Genomic DNA, 13,650 nt, shown 5'->3' with positions numbered 1-13,650 from the left:
TATTTTTTTTTCTTTTTTTTTGCTGTGTTTGGGTCTGTCCCCCCCCCCCCCCCCCCCCCCCCACCCCGGGGATGATCTGGATTCTCGGTATGCCTAGCGGAACAGGTTCGCGACGAACGGAATCGTGTCAGCCTGTGATTCGACCAAAGCGCCGCTGTGATCGGTGTTGTAGGTCTTGAACGTGACCGGTTCACCGTTGGCGACCAACGCTGCAACCAGCGAAAGTGCAGACGGTGCAGGGACATCCACGTCAAGCAGGCCCTGGCCGATGAAGATGGGGCGATCGTATCCACTGGTCGGTACACCCATGTAATCGTTCAGCAGACCCTGGAAGTTCGGGATCTGACTGAGCGGGCGGGAAAAGATGTCACCGAGGACCAGATCCTTGGAAGCCTCGTCCAGGTCTGCGGCGCAGAGCTTTTCGGCCGAGTCGACCTTTTCCCTTCCCAAGTCGTTCAGGTAGGAATTCAAGTCGATCTCGGGGTGCGCTTCCCGCAAGCCCGCGAGGATGTAGAGCGCGTACGACGTCAATCCGCCGCCGAGGGCGATGGGAGGGAAGCCCGGACCGGCAGGCAGGAGGGTCAACTCGATGTTGGCCGGCACTCCGGTACCCACCCCGCCGCGATAGTCGAGAGAATCCCCACCGTATTCAGTGGCGTAGCGCGCCGTCGTGATGGCCGCTCCGCCGCCCTGCGACTGTCCGACCACTGCCCACCGATTCGAGATGGTGGGGTCGATCACCCGAGCAGCCTTGACCGAGTCGACGACGCTGTGCGCCTCCACCTTTCCGTCGAGATACGGCATCAGCCCCGGTGTTCCCAAACCGACGTAGTCGGTGGCGACTACGGCGTAGCCCTCGGAGAGCCAACGCCCCAGGTAGGGGTAGTCGCGCTCGGGCAGGCCAGGACCGACCAGCGAAGGGGCACAGGAATCGTCGAGTCCCGTGGTGCCGTGCGCCCACGCAATGACGGGCCAACCACCTTCCGGTGCCGGACCGGCCGGGACGTAGTATGCGCCACTGCTCAGCGCAGGCCCGCCGTTGGAACCGATGGTCCAGTACGTGAATCGCTTGGCGTCGGCGGTACCCGGAATCCACAGATCTTTCGGTAGCGGCTCACTCGACACCACAGTGCCGGTGGCTTGCGACGCGCTCGGTGCCTGTGCGGACGCGATGGGCGCAGCAACGGCGGAGCCGATCGTTGCAGCACAGAGGGCTGCGATGGATATGCGGGCAAACGACTTCGACTGGAATTTCACGTCTGACGACTCCGGTTCGTGCGGTGGGCGACCTCGTTGGACGTTATCGTAGATTTTGTTTAACCGATCGGTCAAGCAAAATCTTGCAGCTTCGTGAAACGTATATGTCGAGATTCCGGCCCCAACTCCGACCTAGCATCGAACCGCACGAAAAAACAGTAGGAGGATGTGTCCATGGCACACGTACAGCGTTTCGACCACATCGGCATCACCGTCGCGGACCTCGAATCAGCGACGGCATTCTTCGTCGGTCTGGGTCTCGAGGTGGAGGGCACCGGATCCGTGGAGGGTGAGTTCGTGGAAACCGTCTGCGGTATCCCTGGAGCCAAGTGCGAAATCGCCATGCTGCGCCCGCCGGGCGAAGGATCACGGCTCGAGCTCTCGTCCTTCGTCACGCCCGAGCACGTACCCGGATCGCCTGCTCCGATGGCCAACGAGATCGGGATACGCAACGTGTCTTTCGAGGTGGGCGATCTCCAGGTTGCGGTCGACGCGGTGGCTGCGGACGGTTACGGACTCATCGGCGGGATCGGCGAGTACGAGAACAGCGTGCGCATGGCCTACGTCCGGGGGCCTGAAGGGATCATCGTGTCCCTGTTCGAGCAGATCGCCTGAAGCGTCACGGCATTCGGAGCGTCAGATCGCCTTCCAGGAGCTGGCCAGAGCGCCCATCGCAGCCGCGAATTCGGCGAACGCCGCGTCGATTCTGACGCGGTCACCGGTGGTCACCAGATCGAGCGTCAACCCGCGAATCTGCGCCAACACGATCGTCGCGTAGCGATCAGCGCGATCGGGTGGACATCCGTGCGCGAGCGCAGCTTCCGCCAAACCACCCAACCAGTCCCCCACCACATGGTCGAGAAACTCGCGATACCGCTCCGGATGCAACAACGCCTGTCCGTAGATCTCGAACATCAAGCGAAAGTTCGGCAACGATTCCGCTGATGTGCGCCCATTCCAGTAACTCGTCAACATCTCGACGATGTCGGTCCCGGAAGAGATGTCGAGAGAAGAACTGTCTCGCAGGGTGGCAACTACTTCAGTGAGCAGTTGTTCCTTCGAACCGAAATGATGGATGAGTGTCGCATGACTGATCCCCAGATCCTTGGCCAATGGCCGCATGGACAGTTCACCGACGCCGTTCGCCGTGACGTACGCGGTTACCTGCTCGAGCAATTCGGCACGGCGATGCTGGTAACGCAGTTTCCGGCCGTCGACCGGCGTGCTGTCCTCCACCTGCAGGAGCCTACGCAGTACCGGAAACACGGCAGAACCGGTTACACGGTGACGTGGTGGCGATCCGATCGACTGATCGTCACAGCGGCGACGACAACTCCGATCACCACGCCGATGAGAGTGTCCGCGACGCGAGCCACTGCCGCTTCGGTCCCGATCGGAGCACTGAAACCGATGAGGAGCAGTGCCATCGGGGTGACGGCCAGTGATGTCAGTGCATAGTTCTTGATCACGAGCAGCTCAGCAGCAGTCTGCAGAATCACGACCACGGCAACCGCTTGCCAGTAGCCGAGCGTCAATGCGATGAGAGCAGCAGCGACGACGGCGCCACCGACATTTCCCACCAACCGCTGAATCCCACGCTGGACGGTCTGCTTGTAGTTCAGCCCCTGCATCGCGGCGATGGCACCCATCGACGCCCAGAGCGGATGCTCCAACCCGGCTCCCGCCGCGAGCCAACCGGCCAGAGCCGACGCTGCCACGATGCGGAGAGCATTCATCCGCACCGGGCGCGAATACAGCCGATTCAATCCTTCGAGAAAATAGCCTTCGGGCGCGGCCAGGTTCTTTGCCGGTGCGAGATCGTGTTCGATCATGCTGGAACGCTTGAGCTTCCGAAGCTCCTTCTCGTGCCGAGCAATGTTGCGAATCAGGGTGGCGTCGCCGTGCAACTGCCACTCCTGAACTGCCGCTTCTGCTTCGTCGAGCACCGCCACCAGTTCGCGTCCGTGATCGACGGTCGACTTGATCCGGCCACTCGACGCAATAACCAAGCGGGCGTTGGCAATCGATCCGAGCGCCGGTTCCACTCCGTCTGCGCCGGACTGTTCGAGACGCCCCACCGCAGAAACTGCACGGGCAACTGCCAGGCGGGCAGGTCCCATCGGCAGTACGAGCGCTGGGAGCATCGCGGCCGCCCAACCGACCAGAACTCCGAGCGCACCGGCAGTGACCAACCGCGCCAAATCATCAACGCTGGAGGCATATCCGGCTGCACCGGTCGCCGCGAAGACGAGGATGACGGGCCCTGGTCCGGTGATCCGGAAGCCCGACATGAAGCAGTACGACGCACCCGCAAGCAAAGAGAGGATGCCGATCTGCAACCACATCGGAACGCCCGCGACACCCATGGCGCCGCCGAAGGCAATCGAAACCACCAGTGCAGCACCCACCATTGCCAGCTTGCCGGCCAACCGTGGATACGGCTCGTACCTGCCGAACGCGGCGCACAGCGCGCCCAAGGCCGCGAAGCCGGCCAATTCCCGATGCCCGAGCAGTCCGCCGACCACGAGGACTACGGCGGTGGCGAGCCCGACCCTGATCGCGGGGGCGATGGTCGCGTCGGCAGATCCGACGCGAAAAGCCGCTCGCCACGTCGCCCCGGAGACGGTATGTGCAATGGCTTCACTCGAATGAGTGAGACGGCTGGGCGTCCTGGCTGCGGTTTCGGTTCGGCTCACCCACCCAGCATACATTTATTTCACTAGTAAATTACTTGTGAAGTAATGTGAATTCTGTCGCTAAGATGGGGCCATGGGCGCGGCGAACAGATCCGAAGACGACTTCATCGACAAAGTCCGTCGCGAATGGAAGCGCGCCTACCCCGAGTTCGACACTGCTCCCGTCGAAGTGATGGGCCGGATCGCCCGCATCAACGCGCAGTCTCTTCACCAGCTCGACCGGGCGCTGGCGTCCAGCGGGGTCTCTCGAGCCGAATTCGACGTGATGAGCGCACTCGCTCGCAGTGACCGTCCCCTGCGGGCGAGCGAGGTCACCGCCGTCACGATGGTCAGCGGCGCCGCCACCACAAAACACGCAGACCGCCTGGCCAAGCTGGGCTTTGTCGAGCGTCAACGTTTCGAACACGACGGGCGGGTGGTTCTGCTTCAACTCACCGATGCCGGTCGCGCATTGGTCGAGGCAGAGTTTCCCCGACGCGTCGAGCGCGACCGTCAAGTACTCACCGGACTCGACGAGGACGAACGTGCCCAACTGACGGCACTGCTCAAACGCATCTCACTCAACATCGACTCGGGGATCTGGGACTGACCTACTTCGGCAGCGGTACGTTCTGCAAACGCACCTGACCGCGCGCCACCTCTTTGCCCGATTCCGGATCGGTGATGACCACCGACCACAACTGCTGAACCCGGCCCTGCTGTATCGGCACAGCCACGACGTCCACGCGCCCACCCGTACGCGCCCGCAGGAAATCCGTTCCGTTGTGCACTCCGACGGCAAATTCGCCACGGTCCGCCACTGCAGTGCTGGCCCCGATGCTCGCGGCGGACTCGACGGCGGTCGTGTAGACACCGCCGTGGACTACGCCCCACGGCGTGTGATGCTCCTCGGACAGATCGATGTGCCCGACAACCTTCGTGCCGGACACCTCGTCCAGTTGCAATCCGGCAGCGCTGACAAATCCGCTTGCTGCCTCGAGATTCAATTCCGTCATGACGACCCCTCATCTGCTCCGTTGGATTTCTCGACCTACCTTCCGCCCTCGAATACATGCCGTCAAGTGCTAAGTTGGAATTCCCAACTAACATTTCAACTAACAGGGGCCCAGAGATGACGGCGACAAAAGGACGCAACTGCTCCATCGCCAACGCCTTGGAGGTCGTCGGCGAGAAGTGGTCACTGTTGGTGCTCAGAGAAATCGCCCTCGGGCAACGACGGTTCGACGAGATCGCCGCGGGCACGGGTGCGAGCCGCGACATCCTCGCCGCGCGTCTACGCACCCTTGTCGACGCCGACGTCCTCACGAAGCGACGCTACGAAGACCATCCACCGCGCTACGAATACGTCGCCACCGAATCAGGGAAGGCGCTCTATCCCATTCTGATGGCGCTCATGGAATGGGGGGACGCCTTTGCGACGACGGGTCCGCCGCCAACCGTCGTCGAACACCGTTGCGGTGAGATCCTGCACGCCCAAGTTGTGTGCGCGCACTGCAAAGAGCCGCTGGCCGCCAAAGACGCGCATGTAGTCGAACTCTCGCCGCCTACTCGATAGCGTCAGCGTCCGGGCGGAAACCCGCCTGTTGCGATCGGACCCCAGGAGTCGACGGTGACGCGGATCAGGCTCTTACCCTGCTTGCGCATGGCTTCGCGGTACTCGTCCCAGTCGGGATGATCACCGGCGATGGATCGGTAGTAGTCGACCAACGGTTCCACCGAGTCCGGGAGGTCGATCAACTCCGCGGTCCCGTTCACCTGGACGTACGGGCCGTTCCACTCGTCGGAGTGGATACACAGAGACACCGCCGGGGTGCGGCGGACATTCGCGGCCTTGGCCCGTTCCGGGTACGTGGAGATGACGATCCGACCCTCGTCGTCGACCCCGCACGTCACAGGAGAGATCTGCAGCTCGCCGGATTTCTTCACCGTGACGAACGTGGCCCGATGGCGCGGCCTGATGAACTCGAGGAGTTCGGCAAACGACACACGATCTGCGCTGGCGATCTTGGACATGACCTCAGCCTAATTCGATTTACGAACTGACGCTCAGGGCATCTCGATGGTCTGAGCACGTGCGATTTCGTCGATTGCACGAATAATGTACGCGCTCTGAGCTTTCTTCACTCCGGTCGACAAACTCCCGATGACCAGAACCGCCGAACGCAGGTACGCGCCGTGCCCGATACGGAACGAATCGTCTTCCAGATCCGAAATCCCGAGCGCCCCGGTGTAGACCGCAGCGAGCGCCTGCACGTCCAGATCCGGCAGCCACACAATCGTGGACTTGGCGCAGGCGGTGAGCGCATCCTGCACGTCCTCGCTGGACAAGCCGTCCGGATGCGTGTCCTCGAGCAATTCGCGCACGATCGCCGCGTGAACCGAGCTGACCTGCTCGAAAGAGAGCCCGCGCAGTTCCTCGACAGCCACGAGTAGTCCGTCACGATTTGCCGCCCGCACCGCGGCGAGTGCGTCGGCCGTGGCATCGGCGATGTCACGGGCGACCTTCGGCCAATGCGTCGGCCAGCTCTGTTCTGGCGTCCGCTGTTCTGGCGTCATCGTGGTATCTCCTCGGTCCTCGTGTTCATGCGGAAGCCTTCCACATCCCACCGACAGGCCAGGCGATCCGTCAGCGCAGCCGCTCCAACAAGGACATTGCGTTGTGCGGCGCAAAGCCTTTCATGTCGTTGTCGAAGTAGACGTACACGTCGAGGCCCTCGTCCATCCAATCCCGAAAGCGCTTGGACCACTTGTCCAGAGCTTCGTCGGTGTACCCACTCGCATACAGTTCCTTGTCCCCGTGCATCCGCACATAGACAAAATCGGCAGTAGGAGTGGTGATGCGGGGATACCTGCCGGCTGTGTCTGCGACGACAAAACCGATGGAGTGCTCGCGCATCAGGTCCACGGCTTCGTCGGTCTCGAAGCTGGCGTGCCGCGCTTCCACCGCGTAACGAATCGGCACGTCCCTCTCGGTCTGGGCGAACACTCGGTCTTCGGTGAGTTTGTCGTCGTGCTGTGCTGCCAGATCGGCTGCAGCCTGAGTGGTACGGGGAAGACCGTCGAAGAAGTCGGCCAATCGCTGCGATTCGAACTGCAGCGTCGGAGGTAGTTGCCACAGAATCGGCCCGAGCTTGGGGCCGAGGGCGAGCGTTCCGGCGGCAAAGAAGTTGGCGAGTCCGTCACGGGCGTCGAGCAGCCGTTTCATGTGTGTGATGTACCGGCCGCCCTTGATCGCGAACACAAAATCTTCGGGAGTTTCGCTGCGCCATTTGGTGTAGCTTTCCGGCTTCTGCAGCGCGTAGAACGAGCCGTTGATCTCGATCGACGTCAATCTCTCTGCGGCATAAGACAATTCTTTGCGGTGAGCAAGACCTTTCGGATAGAAATCTCCGCGCCACGCGGGATACGTCCACCCGGAGATACCTACCCGAATATCTGCCATCGATTCAGACTAAGCGGCACTCGAGCGTTTTGGCACTCCGTGTTTCAAACTCCGGCGCTGAGCGCGACGGATACCGGTACGACGGTCAGGCACACCACCGCACCGACGAACAACGCGATCACGAGGCGACGGTCCCACTTTCCGCGTGCACCACTGGCAGCGAGCATGAAGATCACAAAACCTACACACACGGACACGATAGTCACGATCACCGGAGTTCCAACCATGCCGTGATTGTCCCCTACCCATTGCCACCGAGCGCCCTACGGGTACACGATCGAAGTACCCATCCCGAGCTAGGAGTGGAAATGCCGAAATACCTCTGGCAAGTGACGTACTCACCCTCCGGCGCCGCCGGTCTACAGCAGGAGGGAGGCACTGCGCGGCGCGACGCGATAACGCGAATGGTCGAAAGCATCGGTGGCACTGTCGAATCCTGCCACTTCGCACTGGGCGGTCACGACATGTTCGTGATCGGCAACCTGCCGGACGACGTCGCGGCAGCCGCATTGAGCATTCGCACGGCTGCGGCAGGTGCAGCACGCTCGGAGTCGATCACACTGCTCACGCCGGAGCAGATCGACGAGGCAGTCAAGCGACCGACCGACTACCGCGCGCCGGGCAAATGACGACGGAAGGAATAGATCCCGGCAGCAGCCGAGTTGCACCCGCTGTGACGGAGACTACGAAAACACCTGACCTGGGCACCTACGGAATCTGGCGAGGAGCGGCTGGTTTGCCGCCCGAGCTGGGAACTGCGATCGAGAAACTCGGTTTCGGCACCATCTGGATCGGCGGCTCCCCACGCGCCGATCTACGGATCGCCGAGAAACTTCTCGACGCGACCGAGCACATCACCGTGGCAACCGGAATCGTCAACATCTGGTCCTCACCTGCGGCTGAGGTGGCGGAGTCCTATCACCGACTCGAAGCCGCGCACCCGGGTCGATTCCTGCTCGGCGTAGGCGTCGGACATCCGGAGGCGACCGGCGACTACACCAAGCCGTACGCCTCACTCGTGTCGTACCTCGACGAACTCGACGCGGCCCAGGTCCCGGAATCGCGGCGCGTCCTCGCCGCACTGGGGCCGAAGGTGTTGAAACTGTCCGCCGCTCGCGCCGCCGGCGCGCATCCGTACCTGACCACCCCCGAACACACGGCCGAAGCTCGCGAAATCCTCGGCCCTTCGAAGATCCTGGCCCCCGAGCACAAGGTCGTCCTGGAAACCGATCCGGAGAAGGCCAGAGCAATCGGTCGCCCCGCCGTCGCCAACCCGTATCTGTATCTGCGCAACTACACGAGCAATCTCGAGCGCCTCGGTTTTGCGCCCGAAGAGTTGGCCAACGAGGGGAACGATCGCGTCATCGACGCCCTGGTTGCGCGGGGTACCGCGAAGTCCATCGCGGATCGACTTCGGGAGCATGTCGCGGCGGGTGCCGATCACGTTGCGATCCAAGCACTTCCCGCCGAAGGTGATCCGATCGCGACCTACGAAGCACTGGCCGCCGAACTCTTCGACTGACCGGGCAACCCTTGACTTGGATAAGTAGTGTCCGAGTATACTTGGACACTACTTATCCGAGTAAAGGAGAAAACATGAAGATCGTCATTTTCGGAAGCGGACTCATCGGAAGCCAGGTCGCCGCCAAGCTCGCTAACGCCGGGCACGACGTGAAGGCGCTCGGTCGCGGCGACGGGATCGACATCACCACCGGCGCAGGTATCGCCGAGGCAGTCGAGGGTGCCGACGTCGTCGTGGATCTGACCAATTCCCCGTCGTGGTCGGACGACGACGTCTTGGCCTTCTTCCGCGACGGAACCGGCCACATCCTCGCCGCGGAAGAGAAGGCAGGCGTCGGGCACCACGTCATCCTGTCCATCGTGGGTGCCGATCGACTGCCCGATTCCGGGTACATGCGAGCCAAGGTCGCCCAGGAAGACCTGGTCAAAGCGGGCCCGACCCCCTACACGATCGTCCGATCGACCCAATTCTTCGAGTTCGTCGCCGGAATCGCCGACGCGGGAACCACCGACGGCGCCGTCCACGCAACGCCGGGACATCTGCAACCCATCGCGTCTCGAGACGTCGTGTCCCACGTCGCCGAGGTAGTGACCGCCGCGCCGCGAAACGGCACGGTCGAGATTGCCGGACCCGAACCGCTGGGCATCGACGAACTGGTCCGGCGCTTGTTCCTCGTCACCGGCGACAAGCGTTCGGTGATCTCCGATCCCGAAGCCGGCTACTTCGGCGCGAAACTCGACAACTCGGCACTGACCCCGACACCCGGTGCAGATGCATGGATCGCGCCGACAACATACGACGCGTGGCTTGCCGAGAAGGCCTGACGTCGACAACTAGAGCGACGTCCGGCCCTCACCGCTTTCCGCGGCGTCGATAGAGTCCAATCATGAAGCTTTCCGGAGGCGTGGAGTGGTCACTCCACTGCTGCGTGGTTCTGAGCCAGTCCGAGGGGCCGGTACCCACAGCCAGACTCGCCGAACTTCACGGGGTGTCGAAGACATACCTGGCGAAGCATCTGCGAGCGCTCGCGCACGCCGGTCTGGTCAATCCGACCGAGGGCCGAGACGGCGGGTACGTTCTCACCCGGGCTCCCGAGAAGATCACCGTTCTCGACGTCGTACAGGCCGTTGACGGCACCGAACCTGCGTTCCGGTGCACGGAGATTCGACAGCAAGGAATCCTCGCCGCCCCACCGGAACAGTGCCGTTCCGCCTGCGGAATCGCCAAGGTCATGGCCGACGCCGAAAAAGCCTGGCGTGCATCGCTGTCGGGGGTCACTATTGCAGATCTTGCTGCAACCCTGGACCTTCCGGCACTCAGAAAGATCCTGACCACACCGATCACACCCTAGAGCAGCCCACACCCCACGAGACGGCAATCCATCGTTCAACTATCGGGTACCTTGTTCGGGGATCAAATCTTGACGAAGAATCTTCCGGGAATTTTCGCAAGATCTCGGAGGGGGTTTCATGGGAGTCAGTGGCGCTGCGGGGTTGGGGCAGAACATTCGTCAAACAACTGGACTGTTGAGTCGCTGGTGGTCTCTTGCGTACGACGGCGAATGGTTCCCGAGGTTCCTGGCTGCTCGATCGATGTTGGGGACAGCCAGGGTGGTCGTCACCTTTTGGTGCGCTGTGTTCGTGGCACTCGCCGTACTGGCTCAATTCGTGAAGGGTGGCGCAACCGAACTCCCTGAACGGCTCGCGGCGGGCGCAGCATGCCTGATCGCGCTCTACTGCATGATTCGCTGGTCACTCGGACGGTCTTGGCCGAGTCACCATCAATCCGTTCGTTTCGTTTCGCTCACCAATATCTGCTTGTCCTTGATACTTCTCGCCGGAATCCATTCGAGCTTCCTGGCATTGACCGGCACCGTTCTGTTCGTGGTCGTCGCGAACTATTCGTCGGTATTCCACAGCCCTCGAATAGTCACAGCACAGATCACCGGCGCGCTGTTCGTCGTTGCGCTACTGACAATTCGAGCTGTAACCGATCCGGATACCGACTCTTCGCTGTCGGTGTCCACTGGATTCGTCATCGGGTGTGTTATCGCTTCAGCTTCGATGACCGTGCATTTCCTCGTCCTGTATTTGACCGACGACGCACGACACTCTTGGCGCGATCCACTCACCGCTGCCCTGAATCGACGTGGGCTGCACAATGTCTGGCAACAGTTGTTCGGTGTCGGCGAACTCCAAGGACACGTAGTCCTTGCGGTGGTGATCGATGTCGATTCGTTCAAGAGCGTCAACGACAAACTGGGTCACGCGGAAGGCGATCGGATGCTGGTGACAGTCGGCCGGCGCCTGAACTCGGTGGTCGGAGAGGTCGGGCTGGTTGCGCGGACTGGCGGCGACGAGTTCGTGATTCTCATGCCCGTGGAGCCACGTCGCATCGAACAAACCGTGGTGGACATTCACAATTCGATATCGCGGCCCGCCGGCCGGCAGTCGATTTCCGTGAGCGTCGGAGCCAGCGTGTGGCTGTCCTCGACAATCCCGGACGCTTCGGGAACCATCGATCGGATTCTTGCCGACGCCGACAACGCGATGTATCGGGCGAAACGACGAGGTGGAGACCAGGTAGCTTGGGCAGTAACGCATCTGAGCTGAATCGACACGATTACCTGTCGATCGAATTCAGAGCGCCGCTTCGCTGTCGTTCGCCGGATCCAGCTGATCCTGGGTTGCCGCCCAACTCGCCAAGAGTTTGAGTGCGTCAGCCGTGGGCGTCCCCGGCGCCGCGGTGTAGACCAGCAGTGTCAGCCCGGGATTGGACGGCAGTTCCATCGCCTCGAAGTTCAGCTCCAGGTCGCCGACGACGGGGTGACGAACCTTCTTGAATCCCGTCCGATGAAAGCGCACATTGTGTTTCGCCCACCGGGTGCGGAATACCTCACTGCGAGTGGCAAGTTCACCGATGAGCTCGGTCAGCGCCCTGTCATGGGGATTGCGCCCCGCTTCCGAGCGGAGCATCGCGGCGATGTCGTCTGCCGCGCGCTCCCAATCCACGAAGAAGTCCTGCGATGCCGGGTCCAGGTACACGAACCGGGCGTTGTTCGCCGGCCTACGTGGATCGGCCAACACCGGCGAATACAACGCGCGCGCCATACGATTGGCCGCCAGCATGTCGTGCCTGGCATTACGTACCCACGCCGGCGCGTCGGTGATGGCGTCGAGTATCTGCTGAATCGCCGGGCTCACGCCCTTGGGGGCGGGCCGCTTTCTACTCGGTGCGCCTGCACTGGCGGCCTTCGCGAGGTCGTACAAATGGGCAGTTTCGGCTTCGTCGAGTTGCAGTGCTCGGGAAAGGCTTTCGAGCACCGAGTCCGACGCTCCCGCCAGATTTCCGCGTTCCATGCGCACGTAGTAGTCGATGCTCACACCGGCGAGCAGAGCGACTTCCTCACGGCGCAACCCCTTGACGCGACGGTTCCCGCCGTAGGCCGGCAGCCCTGCCTGCTCGGGTGTGATGCGAGCACGACGGGAGCTGAGGAATTCGCGGATCTCGGCTCGGTTGTCCATGCAGTTCACGTTACTCGAGCGGAGAAGACCGAGGGAGGTACTGCCGTTACCTGGAACAACAGACACTCCCGCGCCCGCGAGGCGCGGCGTTGACTGATTGCAGTCGACCGGTCCACGCCGAAACGTCGACTTCGAAGCACGCGACACCAGAAGCAAGAGGGGACACCATGCGAGCAACCATCATGTACGGCGCCGGAGACGTTCGAGTCGAGACCGTGCCCGATCCGGCACTGCAGCAGCCGACGGACGCGATCGTGCGGGTCGTCAGGGCGTGCGTTTGCGGCTCTGACCTGCACCCTTACCACAACATGCCGGCCACGCCCGGTGGTTCCCCGATGGGCCACGAATTTGTCGGAGTGGTCGAAGAGACCGGTCGCGAGGTGTCCACGTTGAAGAAGGGCGACTTCGTCATCGCCCCCTTCGCCTGGTCCGACGGGACGTGCGACTTCTGCCGCGAAGGCTTGCAGACGTCTTGCCGACACGGTGGATTCTGGGCCGGAAACGGGATCGGAGGCGGTCAGGCAGAGGCCATCCGAGTGCCGTTGGCAGACGGCACCCTGGTCAAGGCGCCGGTCGGTGAGGATTCCGAACTCCTACCGTCACTGCTCACACTCTCCGACGTCTTCGGCACCGGCTATCACGCGGCGGTCAAGGGTGGCGTCAACCAACGCACGACGGTCACGGTCATCGGCGATGGAGCCGTGGGGCTGATGGCAGTGCTCTCCGCCAAACGCCTCGGCGCCGAGCGCATCATCCTCATGGGGCGCCACAAGACCCGCACGGATCTCGGTCTCGAGTTCGGAGCCACCGACGTGGTTGCCGAACGTGGAGATGAGGGCATCGAGAAAGTCCGCGAACTGACCGGAGGCGACGGCACTCATGTCGTCCTCGAAGCGGTAGGTCACATGCCTGCCTACGAGCAGTCGCTCGGAGTTGTCCGACCGGGCGGCGTCATCAGCCGAGTCGGGGTACCCCAATACGAAGAAGCTCCAATCGGATTCGGGACACTCTTCGGACCCAACATCACACTCACCGGTGGACCGGCCCCGGTGCGCGCGTACATCGAAGAGCTGATGCCGGATGTGCTCGATGGAAAGATCGAGCCGGGCAAGGTCTTCGACCACACCGTCGGACTCGACGACGTAGCGGAAGGCTACCGAGCCATGGACTCCCGTGAATCGTTGAAGGTCCTCGTCCGCCCGTAGTCCA

Annotated in this window: 18 protein-coding genes; 9 read left to right on the top strand and 9 right to left on the bottom strand. The window is 62.3% G+C overall.

What is annotated here, in order from left to right; all coding sequences use genetic code 11:
* Positions 1–93: 93 nt before the first annotated feature.
* Positions 94–1,257 (bottom strand): S9 family peptidase, encoded by a 1,164-nt coding sequence (locus ABH939_RS22720; RefSeq protein WP_003940397.1) that lies wholly within the window; start codon positions 1,255–1,257, stop codon positions 94–96.
* A gap of 174 nt (positions 1,258–1,431) precedes the next feature.
* On the opposite strand from ABH939_RS22720, the gene ABH939_RS22715 reads away from it, so the two are divergent.
* Entirely contained in the window at positions 1,432–1,872 is a 441-nt protein-coding gene (locus ABH939_RS22715; RefSeq protein ID WP_007729713.1) for a VOC family protein, read from the top strand.
* 21 nt (positions 1,873–1,893) lie between these two features.
* On the opposite strand, the gene ABH939_RS22710 is transcribed toward ABH939_RS22715, so the two are convergent.
* Positions 1,894–2,493 (bottom strand): TetR/AcrR family transcriptional regulator, encoded by a 600-nt coding sequence (locus ABH939_RS22710; RefSeq protein ID WP_030536496.1) that lies wholly within the window; start codon positions 2,491–2,493, stop codon positions 1,894–1,896.
* 41 nt (positions 2,494–2,534) lie between these two features.
* Positions 2,535–3,968, bottom strand: a complete 1,434-nt coding sequence (locus tag ABH939_RS22705; protein WP_404650173.1) for an FUSC family protein — start codon at positions 3,966–3,968, stop codon at positions 2,535–2,537.
* Between the two features lie 58 nt (positions 3,969–4,026).
* On the opposite strand from ABH939_RS22705, the gene ABH939_RS22700 reads away from it, so the two are divergent.
* On the top strand, positions 4,027–4,542 hold the full coding sequence (locus tag ABH939_RS22700) for a MarR family winged helix-turn-helix transcriptional regulator (protein WP_003940222.1): 516 nt from the start codon (positions 4,027–4,029) through the stop codon (positions 4,540–4,542).
* Position 4,543: 1 nt separating this feature from the next.
* On the opposite strand, the gene ABH939_RS22695 is transcribed toward ABH939_RS22700, so the two are convergent.
* Positions 4,544–4,948: a PaaI family thioesterase gene (locus tag ABH939_RS22695; RefSeq protein WP_003940256.1), complete on the bottom strand. Its 405-nt coding sequence runs from the start codon at positions 4,946–4,948 to the stop codon at positions 4,544–4,546.
* Between the two features lie 116 nt (positions 4,949–5,064).
* Here ABH939_RS22695 and ABH939_RS22690 point away from each other — a divergent pair, with 116 nt between their 5' ends.
* Positions 5,065–5,508 carry a helix-turn-helix domain-containing protein gene (locus ABH939_RS22690; RefSeq protein ID WP_075834550.1) on the top strand — a complete coding sequence of 148 codons (444 nt, stop codon included), beginning with the start codon at positions 5,065–5,067 and terminating at the stop codon, positions 5,506–5,508.
* A 2-nt stretch (positions 5,509–5,510) separates the two neighbouring features.
* Here the strand turns inward: ABH939_RS22690 and ABH939_RS22685 are convergent, their stop codons facing one another.
* The 4 genes from ABH939_RS22685 to ABH939_RS22670 form a co-directional block, all read right to left on the bottom strand.
* Positions 5,511–5,966: a PPOX class F420-dependent oxidoreductase gene (locus tag ABH939_RS22685; RefSeq protein ID WP_007729721.1), complete on the bottom strand. Its 456-nt coding sequence runs from the start codon at positions 5,964–5,966 to the stop codon at positions 5,511–5,513.
* A 33-nt stretch (positions 5,967–5,999) separates the two neighbouring features.
* A complete protein-coding gene (locus tag ABH939_RS22680) occupies positions 6,000–6,509 on the bottom strand; it encodes a hypothetical protein (RefSeq protein ID WP_003940463.1) in 510 nt (169 codons plus the stop codon).
* A 70-nt stretch (positions 6,510–6,579) separates the two neighbouring features.
* Positions 6,580–7,395 (bottom strand): DUF72 domain-containing protein, encoded by an 816-nt coding sequence (locus ABH939_RS22675; RefSeq protein ID WP_030536491.1) that lies wholly within the window; start codon positions 7,393–7,395, stop codon positions 6,580–6,582.
* A gap of 44 nt (positions 7,396–7,439) precedes the next feature.
* Complete coding sequence (locus tag ABH939_RS22670) at positions 7,440–7,622, bottom strand: hypothetical protein (RefSeq protein ID WP_007729726.1); 183 nt, start codon at positions 7,620–7,622, stop codon at positions 7,440–7,442.
* Between the two features lie 81 nt (positions 7,623–7,703).
* On the opposite strand from ABH939_RS22670, the gene ABH939_RS22665 reads away from it, so the two are divergent.
* The 5 genes from ABH939_RS22665 (at position 7,704) to ABH939_RS22645 (ending at position 11,529) form a co-directional block, all read left to right on the top strand.
* Positions 7,704–8,024: a GYD domain-containing protein gene (locus ABH939_RS22665; RefSeq protein WP_007729728.1), complete on the top strand. Its 321-nt coding sequence runs from the start codon at positions 7,704–7,706 to the stop codon at positions 8,022–8,024.
* A gap of 44 nt (positions 8,025–8,068) precedes the next feature.
* Complete coding sequence (locus ABH939_RS22660) at positions 8,069–8,917, top strand: LLM class F420-dependent oxidoreductase (RefSeq protein WP_030536489.1); 849 nt, start codon at positions 8,069–8,071, stop codon at positions 8,915–8,917.
* A gap of 74 nt (positions 8,918–8,991) precedes the next feature.
* Positions 8,992–9,741: an SDR family oxidoreductase gene (locus tag ABH939_RS22655; protein WP_404650172.1), complete on the top strand. Its 750-nt coding sequence runs from the start codon at positions 8,992–8,994 to the stop codon at positions 9,739–9,741.
* A gap of 62 nt (positions 9,742–9,803) precedes the next feature.
* Entirely contained in the window at positions 9,804–10,268 is a 465-nt protein-coding gene (locus tag ABH939_RS22650) for an Rrf2 family transcriptional regulator (RefSeq protein ID WP_039973110.1), read from the top strand.
* A gap of 118 nt (positions 10,269–10,386) precedes the next feature.
* Positions 10,387–11,529 carry a diguanylate cyclase gene (locus tag ABH939_RS22645; protein WP_064687805.1) on the top strand — a complete coding sequence of 381 codons (1,143 nt, stop codon included), beginning with the start codon at positions 10,387–10,389 and terminating at the stop codon, positions 11,527–11,529.
* A 27-nt stretch (positions 11,530–11,556) separates the two neighbouring features.
* Here ABH939_RS22645 and ABH939_RS22640 read toward each other — a convergent pair whose 3' ends face one another.
* The gene (locus ABH939_RS22640) at positions 11,557–12,441 is read right to left on the bottom strand and encodes a helix-turn-helix transcriptional regulator (protein ID WP_064073862.1); all 885 of its coding nucleotides are present in this window, start codon (positions 12,439–12,441) and stop codon (positions 11,557–11,559) included.
* Positions 12,442–12,608: 167 nt separating this feature from the next.
* Between ABH939_RS22640 and ABH939_RS22635 the strand changes: the two genes are divergently transcribed.
* Positions 12,609–13,646 (top strand): zinc-dependent alcohol dehydrogenase family protein, encoded by a 1,038-nt coding sequence (locus ABH939_RS22635; RefSeq protein WP_030536486.1) that lies wholly within the window; start codon positions 12,609–12,611, stop codon positions 13,644–13,646.
* The last annotated feature ends 4 nt before the right edge of the window (positions 13,647–13,650 follow it).

It is taken from the genome of Rhodococcus sp. 27YEA6, assembly GCF_044908235.1.
Lineage (GTDB): Bacteria > Actinomycetota > Actinomycetes > Mycobacteriales > Mycobacteriaceae > Rhodococcus_F > Rhodococcus_F qingshengii.
The sequence above is the reverse complement of the archived record's forward strand: the minus strand, read 5'-3'. Positions and strand labels throughout refer to the sequence as shown.

Excerpts from the sequence above, each read along its gene's own strand:
- ABH939_RS22715 (WP_007729713.1), top strand. The coding sequence starts at position 1,432 with ATGGCACACGTACAGCGTTTCGACCACATCGGCATCACCGTCGCGGAC.
- ABH939_RS22705 (WP_404650173.1), bottom strand. The coding sequence starts at position 3,968 with ATGTATGCTGGGTGGGTGAGCCGAACCGAAACCGCAGCCAGGACGCCC.
- ABH939_RS22700 (WP_003940222.1), top strand. The coding sequence starts at position 4,027 with ATGGGCGCGGCGAACAGATCCGAAGACGACTTCATCGACAAAGTCCGT.
- ABH939_RS22695 (WP_003940256.1), bottom strand. The coding sequence starts at position 4,948 with ATGACGGAATTGAATCTCGAGGCAGCAAGCGGATTTGTCAGCGCTGCC.
- ABH939_RS22690 (WP_075834550.1), top strand. The coding sequence starts at position 5,065 with ATGACGGCGACAAAAGGACGCAACTGCTCCATCGCCAACGCCTTGGAG.
- ABH939_RS22685 (WP_007729721.1), bottom strand. The coding sequence starts at position 5,966 with ATGTCCAAGATCGCCAGCGCAGATCGTGTGTCGTTTGCCGAACTCCTC.
- ABH939_RS22680 (WP_003940463.1), bottom strand. The coding sequence starts at position 6,509 with ATGACGCCAGAACAGCGGACGCCAGAACAGAGCTGGCCGACGCATTGG.
- ABH939_RS22675 (WP_030536491.1), bottom strand. The coding sequence starts at position 7,395 with ATGGCAGATATTCGGGTAGGTATCTCCGGGTGGACGTATCCCGCGTGG.
- ABH939_RS22670 (WP_007729726.1), bottom strand. The coding sequence starts at position 7,622 with ATGGTTGGAACTCCGGTGATCGTGACTATCGTGTCCGTGTGTGTAGGT.
- ABH939_RS22665 (WP_007729728.1), top strand. The coding sequence starts at position 7,704 with ATGCCGAAATACCTCTGGCAAGTGACGTACTCACCCTCCGGCGCCGCC.
- ABH939_RS22655 (WP_404650172.1), top strand. The coding sequence starts at position 8,992 with ATGAAGATCGTCATTTTCGGAAGCGGACTCATCGGAAGCCAGGTCGCC.
- ABH939_RS22650 (WP_039973110.1), top strand. The coding sequence starts at position 9,804 with ATGAAGCTTTCCGGAGGCGTGGAGTGGTCACTCCACTGCTGCGTGGTT.
- ABH939_RS22645 (WP_064687805.1), top strand. The coding sequence starts at position 10,387 with ATGGGAGTCAGTGGCGCTGCGGGGTTGGGGCAGAACATTCGTCAAACA.
- ABH939_RS22640 (WP_064073862.1), bottom strand. The coding sequence starts at position 12,441 with ATGGACAACCGAGCCGAGATCCGCGAATTCCTCAGCTCCCGTCGTGCT.
- ABH939_RS22635 (WP_030536486.1), top strand. The coding sequence starts at position 12,609 with ATGCGAGCAACCATCATGTACGGCGCCGGAGACGTTCGAGTCGAGACC.